At 70.8% G+C, this 15029-nt stretch carries 11 protein-coding genes; 3 read left to right on the top strand and 8 right to left on the bottom strand.

Annotated elements, in window-relative coordinates; all coding sequences use genetic code 11:
- Window positions 1-96 precede the first annotated feature (96 nt).
- Window positions 97-2187 (top strand): CoA-binding protein, encoded by a 2091-nt coding sequence (locus GXY85_11000; protein NLW51347.1) that lies wholly within the window; start codon window positions 97-99, stop codon window positions 2185-2187.
- Window positions 2188-2210: 23 nt separating this feature from the next.
- Here the strand turns inward: GXY85_11000 and GXY85_11005 are convergent, their stop codons facing one another.
- The 8 genes from GXY85_11005 to GXY85_11040 all read right to left on the bottom strand — a co-directional run bounded on the left by GXY85_11005 (window position 2211) and on the right by GXY85_11040 (window position 10121).
- Window positions 2211-2960, bottom strand: a complete 750-nt coding sequence (locus GXY85_11005; GenBank protein ID NLW51348.1) for a CPBP family intramembrane metalloprotease — start codon at window positions 2958-2960, stop codon at window positions 2211-2213.
- A gap of 10 nt (window positions 2961-2970) precedes the next feature.
- Window positions 2971-3807 (bottom strand): undecaprenyl-diphosphate phosphatase, encoded by an 837-nt coding sequence (locus GXY85_11010; protein ID NLW51349.1) that lies wholly within the window; start codon window positions 3805-3807, stop codon window positions 2971-2973.
- Between the two features lie 38 nt (window positions 3808-3845).
- A complete protein-coding gene (locus GXY85_11015; GenBank protein ID NLW51350.1) occupies window positions 3846-5207 on the bottom strand; it encodes an SUMF1/EgtB/PvdO family nonheme iron enzyme in 1362 nt (453 codons plus the stop codon).
- 188 nt (window positions 5208-5395) lie between these two features.
- The gene (locus GXY85_11020) at window positions 5396-5968 is read right to left on the bottom strand and encodes a flavodoxin family protein (protein ID NLW51351.1); all 573 of its coding nucleotides are present in this window, start codon (window positions 5966-5968) and stop codon (window positions 5396-5398) included.
- 46 nt (window positions 5969-6014) lie between these two features.
- Window positions 6015-6722: a prolyl oligopeptidase family serine peptidase gene (locus tag GXY85_11025; protein NLW51352.1), complete on the bottom strand. Its 708-nt coding sequence runs from the start codon at window positions 6720-6722 to the stop codon at window positions 6015-6017.
- A gap of 49 nt (window positions 6723-6771) precedes the next feature.
- A complete protein-coding gene (locus GXY85_11030; protein ID NLW51353.1) occupies window positions 6772-7770 on the bottom strand; it encodes a Gfo/Idh/MocA family oxidoreductase in 999 nt (332 codons plus the stop codon).
- Window positions 7771-7796: 26 nt separating this feature from the next.
- Window positions 7797-8699: a sugar phosphate isomerase/epimerase gene (locus GXY85_11035; GenBank protein ID NLW51354.1), complete on the bottom strand. Its 903-nt coding sequence runs from the start codon at window positions 8697-8699 to the stop codon at window positions 7797-7799.
- 27 nt (window positions 8700-8726) lie between these two features.
- Entirely contained in the window at window positions 8727-10121 is a 1395-nt protein-coding gene (locus GXY85_11040; GenBank protein ID NLW51355.1) for a sulfatase-like hydrolase/transferase, read from the bottom strand.
- Window positions 10122-10347: 226 nt separating this feature from the next.
- Here GXY85_11040 and GXY85_11045 point away from each other — a divergent pair, with 226 nt between their 5' ends.
- Together GXY85_11045 and GXY85_11050 are read left to right on the top strand one after the other, a co-directional pair.
- Window positions 10348-11091, top strand: a complete 744-nt coding sequence (locus tag GXY85_11045; protein NLW51356.1) for a sugar phosphate isomerase/epimerase — start codon at window positions 10348-10350, stop codon at window positions 11089-11091.
- Window positions 11092-11203: 112 nt separating this feature from the next.
- Window positions 11204-15010, top strand: a complete 3807-nt coding sequence (locus GXY85_11050; GenBank protein ID NLW51357.1) for a hypothetical protein — start codon at window positions 11204-11206, stop codon at window positions 15008-15010.
- Window positions 15011-15029: the final 19 nt, after the last annotated feature.

The raw sequence follows: 15029 nt of genomic DNA on the forward strand, positions 1-15029 counted from the left end.
CGGCCTTGTGATACAGTATGCCGAACGTTGAGAACGCGGGGCCGCCCAGCGGCCGCGCGCGGTCCGACTCCCCAGTGCCCCAGGAGTGTGGTCGCCATGCTCACTTCGTTCTTCAGCCCCGCCTCCGTCGCGGTCATCGGTGCAAGCCGTACGCCCGGCAAGGTGGGCTACGACGTTGTCCGCAACCTGGTCGAGGGTGGCTTCCAGGGGACGGTTGTCCCCGTGAACCCGAAGGCGGAGGAGGTGCTCGGGCTTCCCTGCGCCCCGTCGGTGGACCAGGTGGACGGCCCGGTCGAGCTGGCCGTCCTCTGCATCCCGTCGGCCTTCGTGCTGGACGCGATCGAGCAGTGTGCGCGCAAGGACATCCACTCGGTCATCATCATCACGGCCGGGTTCAAGGAGTCGGGCGCGGAGGGCGCGGAGCTGGAGCGGCAGTTGACCGAGGCGTGCCGGCGGGACGGCATCCGCTGCATCGGCCCGAACTGCCTGGGCGTGATGAGCCCCATCACGGGGCTGAATGCCTCCTTCGGCGCGACGATGCCCGGGCCGGGCAGGATCGCGTTCTTCAGCCAGTCCGGCGCGCTGGGCACGGCGATCCTCGACGCGTGCGTGGGCGAGGACATCGGCATGTCGCGGTTCATCAGCTACGGCAACAAGGCCGACGTGGACGAGACGGACCTGATCGAGGCCCTGGGCGAGGACGACGAGACGGACGTGATCCTGGGGTACGTCGAGAGCGTCAACGACGGGCGGAAGTTCATCGACGTGGCATCCCGCGTGACGCGCAAGAAGCCGGTCGTGATCCTCAAGTCGGGCCGCACCAGCGCGGGCGCCCGCGCGGCTTCGAGCCACACCGGCAGCCTGGCCGGCGCCGATACCGCCTACGAGGCCGCCTTCCGGCAGTGCGGCGTCTTCCGCGCCAACACCGTCGAGGAGTTCTTCGACTTCGCCCGGGTGCTCTCCGGCCGGACGCTGCCGGCCGACAACCGCATCGCCATCGTCACCAACGCCGGCGGCCCCGGCATCATCGCCACCGACGCCGTGGAGTCCTCCCTGCTGCGCATGGCCGACCTGGCCGAGACGACCGTGTCCGCACTGACCGAGGCCCTGCCGCCCCAGGCGAACAGGCACAACCCGGTCGACGTCCTGGGCGACGCGCGCGCCGACCGATATCGGACGGCGTTCCGCATCGTCGGCGCCGACCCGAACGTATCGGCGGTCCTGACCATCCTGACCCCGCAGACGTCCACGGAGGTCGAGGAGACGGCGGCGGCCGTCATCGAGGCGTCCGAGGCCACCGACAAGCCCATCGTGGCCACCTTCATGGGCAGCCAGTCGGTGCGCCCGGCCTGGCGCCTGCTGGACAAGGCGGGCGTGGCCAACTTCCCGCGTCCGGACCAGGCCGTCAAGGCCATGGAGACGCTCTACCGCTACGGCCAGTGGCGCGGCGGCGCGCCCAGCGATGCGCCCAGGTACGCGTTCGACGACGGCCTGATCCGCAAGACCATCGCCGGGGCGGCCGAGCGCGGCCATACAACGCTGGCCGAGCGCGATGCGCGCGACATCGCCGAGGCATGCGGGATCGCCCTGCCCAAGAGCGTGTTCGCGGCCGACGAGGAGGCCGCCGTCGAGGCGGCCGGGCAGGTCGGATACCCGGTCGTTCTGAAGATCTCCTCGGACGACATCCTGCACAAGTCGGACGCCGGGGGCGTCAAGGTGCGGCTGGCCGACGCGGAGGCCGTGCGCACGGCGTTCCGGGCGATCATGGACTCCGCGCGCCGCTACAAGCCCGACGCGCGGCTCGACGGCGTGCTGGTGCAGCAGATGGCCCCGTCCGGCCGCGAGGTGATCATCGGCGTCAACCGCGACGCGCAGTTCGGGCCGGTCATCATGTTCGGCCTGGGCGGGATCTACGTGGAGGTGCTCAAGGACGTGACCTTCCGCGTGGCCCCGCTGACGCTTCGGGACGCCCGGGAGATGGTCTCGGAGATCCGGGCGGCCCGCATCCTGCAGGCGTTCCGCGGCGATCCGCCGGCGGACGTCGAGGCCCTGGCCGAGTGCCTGACGCGCGTGTCGCAACTGGCCGTGGAGTATCCGGAGCTGACCGAGTGCGACCTGAACCCCCTGCGCGTCTACCCGGAGGGACAGGGCGTCATGGCCGTGGACGTGCGCTTCGGGCTGGCCTGAGGCGCGGGGCGGGGACCCGGCGGTCAGGCACGGAGCGCCGCCTGCTGGAAGAGCACGAGGGCGTTGTACGCCGAGTGCGTCCAGGCCGCCACGCCGAAGCCGCGCGTCGTGAACACCACGCCGAGCGCCAGCCCACAGACGGTCCGATACAGGAACCGGTAGCTTTCCAGCGGTTCGCCCAGCGGGCCGACGTGGTGCGCGGCCGCGAACAGCACGCTGGAGGCCGCCAGCATGACGGCCAGGCTCGGCGCCCGGCTCCACAGGAACACGCGGCAGAGCAGCAGCGAGCCCCCGCCCACCAGCAGCAGCCGGAAGACGAGTTCCTCGTAGACGCCCGCGCCCAACGCCAGGCAGAGCGGCCCGTGGGCCGGCCAGTCGATCGCGAACACCACCCGCGACGCACGCTCGTCCAGCAGCCCGGCCAGCGCCGGCGCGCCCTTGTAGAGCAGCGTGGCGTAGAAGGCCGATTCGCCGATGATGCCCGCCACGGCCAGCAGGCTGAACGGCCGCGCCCGGCCGCTGCGCCACAGGACGCCCAGCAGCGCGAGCACCAGCGCCACGTTCAGCAGGTGCGCCGCCTCGATGCCGATCAGGTTCAGCGGGCCCGTCAGCCAGGCCTGCGCCAGGTTGCGTTCCCCGTAGCCGCTCTGGATGATGCCCCAGTGGTAGACGAGCATCAGGGGCAGGACGCTGACGATGCCCATCGTGAGCGAACGGGACTCCTCCACGTAGCCCTCGTCCCGTTCGGCGTCCGGCGCGACGCGTTCGCTCATGCGAGCCCTCTCAGCCCGACAGCCCGGCCAGCAGCATGGCCAGGCCCGCCGGCAGGCAGTAGGCCGCAAACCAGTGGAGCCGGCCGCGTTCGATCATCCGCAGGAGGACGATCAGGGCCAGCCCGCCCGTCAGGCCCGAAACCAGGACGCCCGCCGCGAGCGCGCCGGCCGTCACCGGCGGCCCGGCCGCCGGCGACTGCGTTCCGAGGCTCCGGAGCACCTCCCAGACGGCCGCTCCCGTGAGGGCGGGCACAGCCAGGAGGAAGGAGAAACGGCCGGCCAGCCGCCGGTCCAGGCCGGCCGCGCGTCCCGCCACAATCGTGATGCCCGAGCGGCTGAGGCCGGGCAGCAGCGCCATCGCCTGGGCCGCGCCCACCGCCAGCCCGCGGCCGATCGTGACGCGCTCGCGCGTGCCGGGCCGGATCGTGCGCGAGGCCAGCAGGATGGCGCCCGTGCAGCACAGGAACGCGCCCGCCGCCGCCAGGTTGTCGAACAGGCCGCCGATGGCGTCGCCGGCCAGAACGCCGATCACGGCCGCCGGGATGGTGCCGACGACGACCGCAGCGGCCGTGCCGAACAGCGGCGCCCGTTCCTCGATCGCCTCGGCTCCGGCACCGCGCAGGAGCAGCAGCCCGCCCCGCAGCGCATCCGTGACCAGGGCCAGAACGTCGCGCCAGAGGACCGCCAAGATGGCCCCCAGCGTGCCGGCGTGCAGCGCGACTTCGAGGGCGACGCCCGGCTGCTGCACGTTCAGCAGGTGCTTGGCTGCGACCAGGTGGGCGGAGCTGCTGACCGGCAGAAACTCCGTCAGCCCCTGCACAAGCCCCAGCAGAATGCCTTGCCACATGTTCATGTGCAACCCGGTCGCGGGCGTCTGGGGGGCCTCTACGCCCCTGCCGCCCCCCCTCCCGTGGCCGTCTGCGGAGGCAGGGCATCGCGGATGTACTGAAGGCCGGCTTCGGCGGCCTCCTTGCGCGCCCGCAACTCGATCAGCTTCTCCAGGTCGGCGAACACCTCGGCCTCCTGGAGGAACTCCCGCCCGATGGACTGCCCGAAGACGGCCATCTTCTCGCGCAGTTCGGCCATCCGTGCAGGGCTCTCGTCCGGCGGCAGTTGGCCCGACTGCTCCTCGTCCTGCGCCGCGTGTGCACGCAGGGCCTGCATGTCCGGCAACGCGCCGGTGCCGGCCATCTGCTCCAGGCGGCGTGCGGCGGCGTCCAGCCGCAGCCCGGCGGTGGCGGCCAGCGCGATCGTGCCGGGCGGGGCGGCGGCCTCTTCGACCATGGCCTCGACCTCGGACAACCCGAGCCCGACTCGGGACGCCCCCCACTGCTCGTAGGCCTTCGACAGCTCCACGACTGCCTGCTGCGCCGTATCCAGTCCGGCCTGCAGCCGTTCGCGGGCCTTCTGGGCGTTGGCCCGGACTTCGGCGAGGAGGCGTCCGTAGTCGGCCACCTCGGCGTCGATCTGGCCGGCGTCCATGTCGGTTGTCGCGATGCGCCTGGCCAGGCCGCCCTTCCTGGCCGCCAGATCGGTGACGATCGCCAGTGCCTCGGCGCGCCCGGCCCGGAGCCCCCGCTCCTGGGCCAGGGCCCGTCGCCTGTCGACCGTCGCGAAGAACGCGGGCTTGAACTCCTGCCAGGCGAGCTGGCGGCGCGTGCGTTCGGCGGCGATGCGGTCGTGCAGTTCAGCGGCCCGGGCCTGGACCTCGGCCACCGCCTCCGTCAGGAGCGCCCCGGCCAGCCCTTCCTTCTCCTGCCGGGCCTTCTGCTCCTCGGGCGACCCCGGGCGGTAGGCCTGCACCAGGAACACCTCGGCCGACGGCGAGACGGAGGCTCCGTCCTCCGTCCACGGGTACGGACGGGGTCGGACCGTCTCGGCCGCACGCGTCCATTCCTCGGGGGTGGGCAGGCGCTTCATGTGCCAGACGGCGCAGCGCTTCGCCTCCTTCCGCGACAGGCCCACGACGGGCCGGCCCGCCTCCGGGCTGCCGGGCAGCACGTCCTGCCACTGCACGGGCACGTCCTGGCCGGTTCCCTCCAGGTAGTCCATGTACTGGCCGACCGTCAGCGGCCGGGTGGTGATGAACACAAACTGCTCACCCGGCAGGAGCGTTACGCCCGCGGGGGTCTGTGCCGTCGGGCCCACCACGCGGCGCACGGGAGGGGGCGTCGCCTCCTCCTTCTTCTCGCACCCTGTCACGAGCAAGGCAACGCACACAACGGCGGGCAGCAACTGGCGGAACATGTCGTCGTTCTCCGGATGGGCGTGGCGTCTCCTCGGCCGGGCCGTCCCCGCGGCCCGCTTCATCATAAGCAAACCGTCGCCCGAAAGTCCAGTCGGCCGAATACTCCCGTAACCGTTGCATACGCAGGAGGCCCCCCCTCCCCCCTGCGTGCCCGCCCCCTTGCGCCGGCGAGCCACGGGGGCAGACGTCACGCGAACAGCCGCTCGCCCATCTGCTCGGCGCGGGCCAGCAGGTCCGGTCGGCCGGCCGCCGCCCCGCGCGGGCCGAGGTTGCCCTCGCAGAGGACACCGACCTCGCCGAAGTCGCCCATCCAGCCCAGGTAGTGCACCAGCTTCCGGGCCTCGCGGCCGTACTCCTCCCGGGGGTTGTCCTCGTAGGTGACGATCACGGCGGCGCGGCGTGCGCCTTCGAGCTGCGGCTTCAGGCTGCGCGACCGGGGGTCGCGGGTGAAGGTCCGGCAGCGGTCGAAGAACGTCTTCATCTGCCCGCAGACGCCGTCGTAGTAGATGGGGCACGCCAGCACCCAGCCGTCCGCGCAGCGGAGGTCCTCCAGGACGGGGGTCAGTTCATCGCGCACGACGCAGCGTCCTCGGGGCGAGCACGGGCTGCAGCCCTGGCAACCCCTGTAGGTGAGACCGTTGAGGTATACCTCGCGGACGTCGGCGCCGGCCCGGGCCGCACCCTTGAGGACGGCCCGCATGAGGGTCGTGGAATTGCCCGTCTTTCGCGGGCTTCCGGCGACGGCGATGACCATGCTCATTCGTCCTCTCCTTCGAAGTTCGCCCGGGCGGTCCTCCGTGCGTTCGTCACCGGGCGCGGCGCTGCGCGAAAAGCCACTCGTAGAGTTCCGGGTTTGCGTAGGTCTCCGTCCAGGCATCGTGGCCCGCCTCGGGGTAGACCGTCAGCCTCGGCTCGGCGCCCAGGGCGCGCAGGGCCTCGACCATGGTCTCGGACTCCCGCAGGGGCACCGTGGTGTCCTTTGCGCCGTGGAAGACCCAGACCGGGAGGTGGCGGATGCGGTCGGCCGTCCCGGGGTTCGTCGGGCCGCAGACGGGCGCGATGGCGGCGAAGCGATGCGGCTGCTCGGCCGCCAGCGCCCAGGTGCCCGCGCCGCCCATGCTCAGCCCCGTCAGGTAGATGCGGTCCGGATCGACGCGGAAGTCGCGCTCGATCTCGTCCAGAAGGGCGGCCAGTGCGGCGGGCTCGGCGGCCCACCATTGCCAGGCCGGGCATTGCGGCGAGACGACGATGCAGGGGAAGGATCGGCCCTGCTCGATGAGCATCGGCGGGCCGTGCAGCTTGACCCGTTCCAGTTCGTCGCCGCGCTCGCCGACTCCGTGGAGGAACAGCATGAGCGGCCAGCGCTTCGAGCCGTCGGCGTAGGCCTCCGGCAGGTAGAGCAGGTAATCGAGGCGCACCCGCTTGCGGATCTCTCCCTCGAAAGTACGGGGCAGTTGCCGCCCGGCCAGGCCATCCCCGGCGGCACACCCGACGAATGCGGCGCCCAGGGCCATCATCAACGCGGCCAGAACGATCAATGGCATGTTCGTGTCCGTTCTCGATTTAGAGCTTTACGACCTTGCCCGTGCGACAGGACTGCTCGATGGCCAACAGCACGCGCGTGACCTCCATGCCCTCCTCGGCGCCGGGTCGGGGCTCGACTCCGCGCTCCAGGCATTCGATGAAGTAGTTCACGGAGTTGATCCACCAGCCGTGCCGGCGGCCCAGCGGGTCGATGCCGCCGCCGTCGTAGTCCGGCGCCTCCGCCTTCTTGACCGACACCTCCATGTCGTGGGAGCGCATGGCGGTGTAGATCGTGCCCTTCTGTCCGATCAGTTCGAGCGTGAAGTCGATGCCGCGGGCGAATCCGTCGGGCATGATCCAGTTGGCGTCCATGACCACCGTGGCGCCGCTGTCGAGCCCCAGCATGGCCACCTGGCAGTCGGGCGTGTCCAGGCCGCGCGCCTTGAGGACGCCGTAGTTGGCCCGGGCGTAGACCTCGCGGACCTGTCCGCCGATGAGGTACAGGACCGTGTCGGTGCAGTGCGAGAGCAGGAAGAAGGTCGGGGTGGTGTCGGCGGCCCAGGCGAGGGTGCGGGTCTTGTGGATGGGCTCGCGGAGCTGGATGAAGGCGTTCTCGATCGGGCCGAGTTCGCCGGCGTCGAGTCTGCCCTTCATCGCGTAGGTCTGCATCTTGTGGCGGTTGCCGAAGTTGACCATGAGACGTCGGTCATACTTACGGACGGCGTCGCGGATGGCGCGGCAGTCGGCCATGGTAGTCGCAAGTGGTTTTTCGCAAAGGACATGCATTCCGGCGCGGAGGCAGCCGACGGCCGGTTTGCGGTGATAGCGGTCGGGGGTGGCGACGGTGACGGCGTCCAGTTCTTCCGCGCGCAGCATCTCGGCGTAGTCTTCGTAGAGCGCCTTCACGCCGAAGGCGCGTCCGAGTGCGCGGGCCTTTCTGCCGTCCAGGTCGCAGACAGCGACCAGCTCGGCCGAGGCGGACTGCGTGAATGCTCCGGCGTACATCCGGCCCATGGTTCCGGCGCCGATCAGCCCCATGCGTATCATCCCCGGGCCCCCTTGTTTCAGGTTTCGTCGGTGGCGGTCAACTCGCGCAGGACGGCCAGGCTGGCGGCCGCCGCCGCGTCCAGGTTGGCCTGGCTGCCGCCGCCCCGCAGCGGCGAGCACATCTCGTAGGCCACGTAGCCGTCGAAGCCGCCCTCTTTGAGGCCGGCGAAGAAGGCGTCCAGGTCCACGAATCCCTGGCCCAGCGGCACGGCGCGGGCCACGGGCGTCAGCGGTTCGTAGTTGACCAGCCCCGGCACGTAGCGGTAGCGTGCCAGGCGCACGTAGTCGGCCAGCGTCGTCTGGACCATGCGTGGCGCCAGGGCGCGGGCGCATTCGAACAGGTCGTCGCCGTGCAGCGCAGGTGCCCAGGGGTCGAACATGGCGCGGCAGTTCGCGTGGCCCACCTCGTCCAGGAACTCGACGTAGCTGCGCCAGTCCACGCCGACGTCATGGTGGTTCTGCACGCCGACGACCACGCCGAATTCGCCGGCGACCTCCGCGCACTCGCGCACGGCGGCGACGCACCGGTTCCAGTCGGCGCCGTGCGCGGCCGGGTCGGTGGTGTAGCCGGTGAAGATGCGCACGATGCCGGCGCCGAGCGCGCGGGCCATGCGGGCCATCTCGCGCACGTAGGCCACCTGGACCTCGCCCAGCGGCGTCTCCGCGTGATCGCTGCCGGCCGTGAAGTCCGTGTAGGCGGCGACCGTGGCGACGCGGACGTCCGCCTCCTGCGCCGCCTGCCGGACGTCGGCCAGGGCGGCCTCATCCGTGTCGAGGATCGAGAGGTGCGGGCGCTTGCCCATGAGTTCCACCGCCGGGTAACCCAGGGCGGCGGCCTTCCGGATGAAGGCGGGCAGGTCCAGGGTGTGCTGCCCCCACAGGCCGGCGTAACTGACCGAGAACAGCGTCGGCGTCATCATGAGAAGCCTCTCCGGATTGTCAGGAATTCAGGTCCGCAGCGGCCGCATGCCGGAGCGCGTCAGCCGGTCCAGCATGAGGAGACGGTGGCGTTCGATCTCCTCGCGGCAGGCGGGATCGTCGATGGCGTTGCGTCGTTCGAGAGGGTCTTCCTGCAGGTCGAAGAACTGCTCTTCCCCGCCGAGGCCCCAGAAGGCGTACTTGTAGCGGTCCGTGCGCACGCAGGTGCCGCGCGTGCACCGGTCCGCGTCGGAGAATTCGGAAAGGACAACCTCCTTGCCCTGCCCCCGGCCTTCAATCAACGGCCGCAGGCTGGCGGCCGACATGTCCTCCGGCACCTCCGCGCCGCAGTAGTCCAGCACCGTCGGCGCGACGTCGAAGGTCTCGACCAGGCCGTCGACGGTGCGGGCGGACTCCGCGCCGCCGGGGGGCACGACGATCAGCGGCATGCGGGTTACGCACTCGTAGAAGCGCGACTTGCCCGTTCGGCCGAACTCGAACATCATCTCGCCGTGGTCGGACACGAACAGGATCAGGGTGTTGTCCAGCAGGCCACGTTCCCGGAGCGCCTCGACGATGCGGGCGATCTGGTCGTCGATCAGCGTCACGAGCCCCCAGTAGCAGGCGCAGAAGCGGCGCGCCACGGCGTCCTGCTCGGGCGTCGTCGGGCGCGGCGAGCCGTCCTCGCGCACGGCGTAGTTGGGCGGGAGCTGCACTTCGTCGACCGGGTACATGGTGTCGTACGGGGCCGGAGGGTTGCACGGCGGATGTGGGCCGCAGAAGCCGCACCAGAGGAAGAACGGCCGGCCGTGGTCGCGGCGGATGAACTCGATCGTGTTCTGTGCCGTCCAGCAGTCCACGTGCTCTTCCAGCGGCAGGGGGAACGGCAGGCACGTCTCCCACCGGGTGTAGTCGGGCGTGCGGCGCTGCTCGTAGATGGCCTCGTAGGCGCCGGGATGGCGCTGTTCCAGCCAGGCGGCGTAGTCGCGCCCGAGGGGGCCCAGGCCGATGGGCAGTCCGGCGGACTTCGTCCAGCGGGCGCCCTGGCCGCCGGTCACCCGCTGCTCGTGGAAGCCCCGCTCGGGCATCATGTGGATCTTGCCGAAGGCGGCCGTGCGGTAGCCGGCGTGCTGGAGGCGCTCCTGGATGGTCAGTTCCCATGCGGGCAGGCCGGGCGTGTCGTCGATGACCTGCTCCATGTAGTCCACGCCGTGCTGGTGGATGTAGCGCCCCGTCATGAGGCAGGCGCGGCTGGGGATGCAGACGGGATTCTGCGCGTAGGCACGGCGGAAGAACGCCCCGCGCCCGGCCAGGGCGTCCAGGTGGGGAGTGCGGGCCTGCGCCACGCCGCTCAGGCCGAGGGTATCGTAGCGCTGCTGGTCTGTGGTGATCAGGAGGACGTTCGGACGGCCTGCGTGGGGCATTTTCGACTCCCGGCGATCTCGGACGTTCGTCGACCGCGCATTCTACCGTCTTGGCGCGCCGGCTCAAACCGCACGCGACGGCGCGCACTTGAAAAGGGCGTGGGGCGGTGCGAGAATGGCCGCCGAGCCGGGCGCACGAAACGGCCGGCGGGCAGAGGCGGACTTCGAGCGGATCGCGCTGCGCGATTCCGGGAGCATTCCAGAGGCGTACAGCAGGAGCGGATCGATGGCCAGGATTCCGATCGGGTTGCAGTTGTGGTCCGTCAAGGACGCCTGCAAGGAGGACCTTGCCGGCACGCTGAAGGCCGTGGCGGAGATGGGCTACGACGGCGTCGAGTCCGGGAAGTTCATCGCCGCCGAGGCTGCCGAGATGAAGGCGATTCTCGACGACGTCGGCCTGAAGATGTGCGGCACGCACGTGCCGATGGACACGCTGCGCGGCGACGAGCTGTCGAAGACGGTCGAGTTCTACCGGACGTGCGAATGCCGGCATCTCATCGTGCCCTACATGAAGCACGAGACGCGCGAGGACTGCGAACGGTTCGCCGAGGAGCTGAGCGCAGTCGCCGAGACGCTGCGCCCCCTGGGCATGTCCACGGGCTACCATCTGCACTATCACGACGTGGCGCCCCGCGACGGCGAGTGGCCCTGGCAGACGATCTTCCGGGCGGGCGGCAAGGGCCTGATCGCGCAGATGGACGCCGGCAACTGCCTCGGCGCCGGCGTCGACCCGACGCCGCTGGTGCGGGAGTTCCCCGGCCAGGCCGTGACGGTGCATCTGAAGGACTGGTCCGGCCCGCGCAGCGAACCCCTGGTCGGCGAAGGCAACGTGCAATGGGCGGCGTTCTTCGACGCGTGCGAGAGCGTCGGCGGGGTGACCTGGTACATCGTGGAGCAGGAGAAGTACCCGGTGCCGCCGCTGGACTCCGTTCGGAAGTGCCTGGAAAACCTGCGCGCGATGGGCAAGTAGGCACGCGGAACGACGGAAGGATGCCCGGAACGGGCTCCTCGGGGCCCGCCGGGTGGACTATCCGGTTCATTCGACCGAGGCCCCGCGTGCCGGCGGGGCCGGAGGTGTGGCCGTGGAGCTTCCGAAGGGCGTACGGGCCGTCTGGGACCTGGAGAAGGCGCACCGTGAGGCGACCGCCACGCGGGAACGCGTCTGCATCAACGGGCTGTGGCGCTTCCGCCCCGCCGACGACGAGCGGGAGGCCGTGCCGCCGGACGACGGCGAATGGGGCTACTTCAAGGTCCCCGGCACCTGGGTCCTGGGCGGGGGCCGCAGCGAGGTCGGCCGCAGCCAGACCCTCTACGCTCCTGAGAGCTGGCGCGAGACGCTCAAGGATGCCGATCGCGCCTGGTACGTCCGCCGCGTCACCGTGCCGGCCGACTGGACGGGCCGCCGCATCGCCGTGCGGCTCGAGTGGGTCAACTCCCACGCGCGCATCCTGGTGGACGGACGGGACGCCGGCGAGATCGTCTTCCCGGGCGGCGAGTGCGACCTGACCGACGCCATGCAGCCGGGACGGACGCACGAACTCGCCATCCTCGCCTCTGCGCGCCCCATCTCGCCCAAGGGGGATTACATCCCCTACGACGAAGCCCCCCAGCAGCGCCGCATGATGCGCCGCGGCCTCTGCGGCGACGCCTACCTGACCGGCACGCCCCGCGCCGAACGCATCACGCACGTGAGCGTCGATCCGTCCGTTCGCCGGGGCACGCTCACCGTCACGGCCGCCCTGGAAGGGCTGGACGCCGCCGGCTCCTACGTCCTGCGTGCACGTGTGATCGAGGGCGACGGACAGGTCCTGCAGGCCGTGAGCGACGCGTTCACGGCGGCCGACCTTGAAGCGCGCCGCTTCTCCTTCTCCACCGAGTGGACCACGGCCAAGCTCTGGGACCTCACCACTCCCGAGAACCAGTACGACCTCGAGGTCGACCTCGTCCAGGCCGATCGGACGCTCGACGCCTACCATCGCGTGCGCTTCGGGTTCCGGGAATTCTGGGTCGAGGGCAACCGGTTCATGCTCAACGGCACGCGCATCAACCTGCGCGCCCTGCCGCTGAACTCCGCCCAGAACAACACGGCCACCGCGAGCTACGAAGGCGCCTGCGAGACCATGCGCCGCTTCAAGGCGTGGGGCTACGACGCCGCCTATACGCACAACTACGACTGCCGTCCCGGCTCGCATCTGGCCTTCGAGCAGATCCTGCGCGCCGCCGACGACGTCGGCTTCCTGCTCAGCTTCTCGCTGCCTCACTCCCGCGACTACGACTGGGAGGGCGAGCAGGCCGAGAAGCGCAACGGCTACGAGCGCCACCTGGAATGGTACGTGAGCTGTGCGCAGAACCATCCCAGCGTCGTCATGTACAGCCAGAACCACAACGCCCTGGCCTACGCCGACGACGAGAATCCCCTGCGCCTGCCGCTCGTGCTCGACTGCGTCATGCCCGAGTACCTGGCCGCGCGGCTGCGCGACGTCTATGCCCGCGACGCGATCCTGCGGCAGTTCGACAGGACCCGCGTGCAGTACAACCACTCCGGCCCCAGTCCGTCCACCTATACGCTCAACTGCTACCTGAACTGGGTGCCGATGCAGGAACGTTCGGAGTGGTTCCAGCGCTGGAGCGAGTACGGCGCGCGCCCGCTCTACGTGGTCGAATACGGCGAGCCGCTCTACTTCAGCTACTCCACCGAGCGCGGCCCGTGGAGCCACGTGCGATCGCCGGATCTGCGGCAGCACCACTACACGGAGTGGGCGGCCGCCATCCGGGGCGACGATGCGTTCGAGCTGAGCGAGTTCGAGACGCTCTGCCTGCGCTGGGAGGCCGAGCAGTTCCGCCTCCACAAGCCGTTCGTCCAGTATGCCCACGGGGCCGGCCACCTGTTCCGCGACGACATCCCGAACATCCGCGGCGTCCAGGCGACCTACATCGCCGGCACCTGGCCCTACATCCGCACCCTCGGGCTCGGTGGGTTCAACATCTGGCACGAGGGGAACCTGGCGCGCTTCCGCAAGGGTGCGGTGGCCGAACGCCTTGACTACCCCCAGGACTGGGACGCCCTGCAGCAGCCCGGGTTCCGCCCCGACTTCTGCGACGCCTCCCCGGGCGACTGCCTGTTCTACTCGCTGGCCACCGACTTTGCCGACTGGGAGCCGAACATCCGCGGCGCCGCCTTCCGGCGCTACAACCGCCCCCTGCTCGCCTACATCGGTGGCCCGCCCGAGCGCTTCACCGCCCGCGCCCACAACTACGGCCCGGGGGAGACGGTCGAGAAGCAGTTGATCGTCTGCAACGATTCGCGAGCGACGGTCGAGTGCACCTGCGAATGGTCGGTGAACCTGCCGGGCCGGCCGGCCGGGGTCAGCACCGTGCGGGTGCCGACCGGCGAGAACCGGCGCGTGCTCGTGCGCTTCCCCCTGCCCCGCGTGCGCACGCACCGTACCTGCACCCTCCGCCTGAAGGCCACCTTCAGCACCGGCGAGGTCCAGGAGGACGAGTTCACCCTGCACGTGCTGCCCGCCCGCAAGGCCCCGATGGTCAAGGCGGCGATCGCCCTCTACGATCCCCCGGGCGAGACGGCGAAGCTGCTGGACGAGCTGGGGGTCGAGTTCAGGCCCGTGCAGACTGCCGACGACCTGAGCGGCTGCGAGCTGCTGGTGATCGGCAAGAAGGCGCTCACCGTCGACGGCGCCGCCCCGGACCTGTCCCGGGTGCCGGCGGGGCTGAACGTGGTCATGTTCGAGCAGACCAAGGACGTGCTGGAGCACCGCCTGGGCTTCCGCGTGCAGGAGCACGGCTTCCGGCGCGCCTTCCCGCGCGTGCCCGACCACCCCGTGCTCGACGGCCTGTCGGCCGAGCATCTGCGCGACTGGCGCGGCGAGGCGACCCTGGTGCCGCCCACCATGCCGCTGGGCGAGCTGATCACGTACCCGCAGGTCAAGTGGTGCGGATTCGACACGCCGCGCGCCGGTCGGGCCGGCTGCTGCGGCAACGTCTCGTCGGTGATGATCGAGAAGCCGGCGGCCGGCGACTTCCTGCCGCTCCTGGACGGCGGCTTCAACCTGCAGTACAGCCCGCTGATGGTCTACCGCGAGGGCCGGGGCATGGTGGTGTTCTGCCAGGTCGACGTGACCGGCCGGACTGCTACCGATCCGGCAGCCGCACGGCTGGCGGCGAACCTCCTGGAGTTCGCCGGCGCGCGGCAGGCCTCCCGGCGGCGCACCGTCGTCTACGCCGGCGAGCCCGAAGGGCTGGCCCACCTGAAGGCCGCCGGGACGGCCGTGGAGCCCTACGGGAATCAGCCGCTCTCCGACGAACACGTGCTCGTGCTCGGACCCGGCGCGGCCGAGCAGGTCGGGGACACTGCGGCCGCCTCGGCCTGGCTGCGCGGCGGCGGCCGGGCGCTGGCGCTGGCACTGGACGGGGACGCCGCCCGCCGGCTTCTGCCGTGGCCGGTCGCGATGGAGGTCGGGGAGCATATCGCCTGCCGGTTCGATCCCGTCGGGGCGGACTCCCCCCTTGCCGGTGTCGGCTGCGGCGAGACGATGATCCGCGACCCGCGCAAGGCGCCGCTCGTCACGGGCGGCGCGGAGCCGCTCGGAGACGGCGTGCTGGCCCTTGCCGGCGAGGGCCGCGCGGTGCTCTGCCAGCTCGCGCCCTGGCACTTCGACTACAAAGACATGTACAACACGAAGGCGGCGTTCCGGCACCTCAGTTTCGCCGTCAGCCGGGTGCTCGGCAACATGGGAGTGGCGCTGGAAACCCCCCTGCTCGCGCACGCGGCCCGGCCCGCCGGGCCGTACGAGACGCGCTGGCTCAATGGCCTGTACCTGGACGAGCCGGTGCGGAACGACGACGACGTCTACCGGTTCTTCCGCTGGTAAACGGAAACTCGGGACTCCT

This window comes from Candidatus Brocadiaceae bacterium, from assembly GCA_012728835.1.
GTDB lineage: Bacteria > Planctomycetota > Brocadiia > SM23-32 > SM23-32 > JAAYEJ01.

Bases quoted from the DNA above. Each gene is read 5' to 3' on its own strand.
- GXY85_11035 (NLW51354.1), bottom strand. From the start codon at position 8,699: ATGATGACGCCGACGCTGTTCTCGGTCAGTTACGCCGGCCTGTGGGGG.
- GXY85_11020 (NLW51351.1), bottom strand. From the start codon at position 5,968: ATGAGCATGGTCATCGCCGTCGCCGGAAGCCCGCGAAAGACGGGCAAT.
- GXY85_11000 (NLW51347.1), top strand. From the start codon at position 97: ATGCTCACTTCGTTCTTCAGCCCCGCCTCCGTCGCGGTCATCGGTGCA.
- GXY85_11010 (NLW51349.1), bottom strand. From the start codon at position 3,807: ATGTGGCAAGGCATTCTGCTGGGGCTTGTGCAGGGGCTGACGGAGTTT.
- GXY85_11040 (NLW51355.1), bottom strand. From the start codon at position 10,121: ATGCCCCACGCAGGCCGTCCGAACGTCCTCCTGATCACCACAGACCAG.
- GXY85_11030 (NLW51353.1), bottom strand. From the start codon at position 7,770: ATGGGGCTGATCGGCGCCGGAACCATGGGCCGGATGTACGCCGGAGCA.
- GXY85_11045 (NLW51356.1), top strand. From the start codon at position 10,348: ATGGCCAGGATTCCGATCGGGTTGCAGTTGTGGTCCGTCAAGGACGCC.
- GXY85_11005 (NLW51348.1), bottom strand. From the start codon at position 2,960: ATGAGCGAACGCGTCGCGCCGGACGCCGAACGGGACGAGGGCTACGTG.
- GXY85_11025 (NLW51352.1), bottom strand. From the start codon at position 6,722: ATGGCCCTGGGCGCCGCATTCGTCGGGTGTGCCGCCGGGGATGGCCTG.
- GXY85_11015 (NLW51350.1), bottom strand. From the start codon at position 5,207: ATGTTCCGCCAGTTGCTGCCCGCCGTTGTGTGCGTTGCCTTGCTCGTG.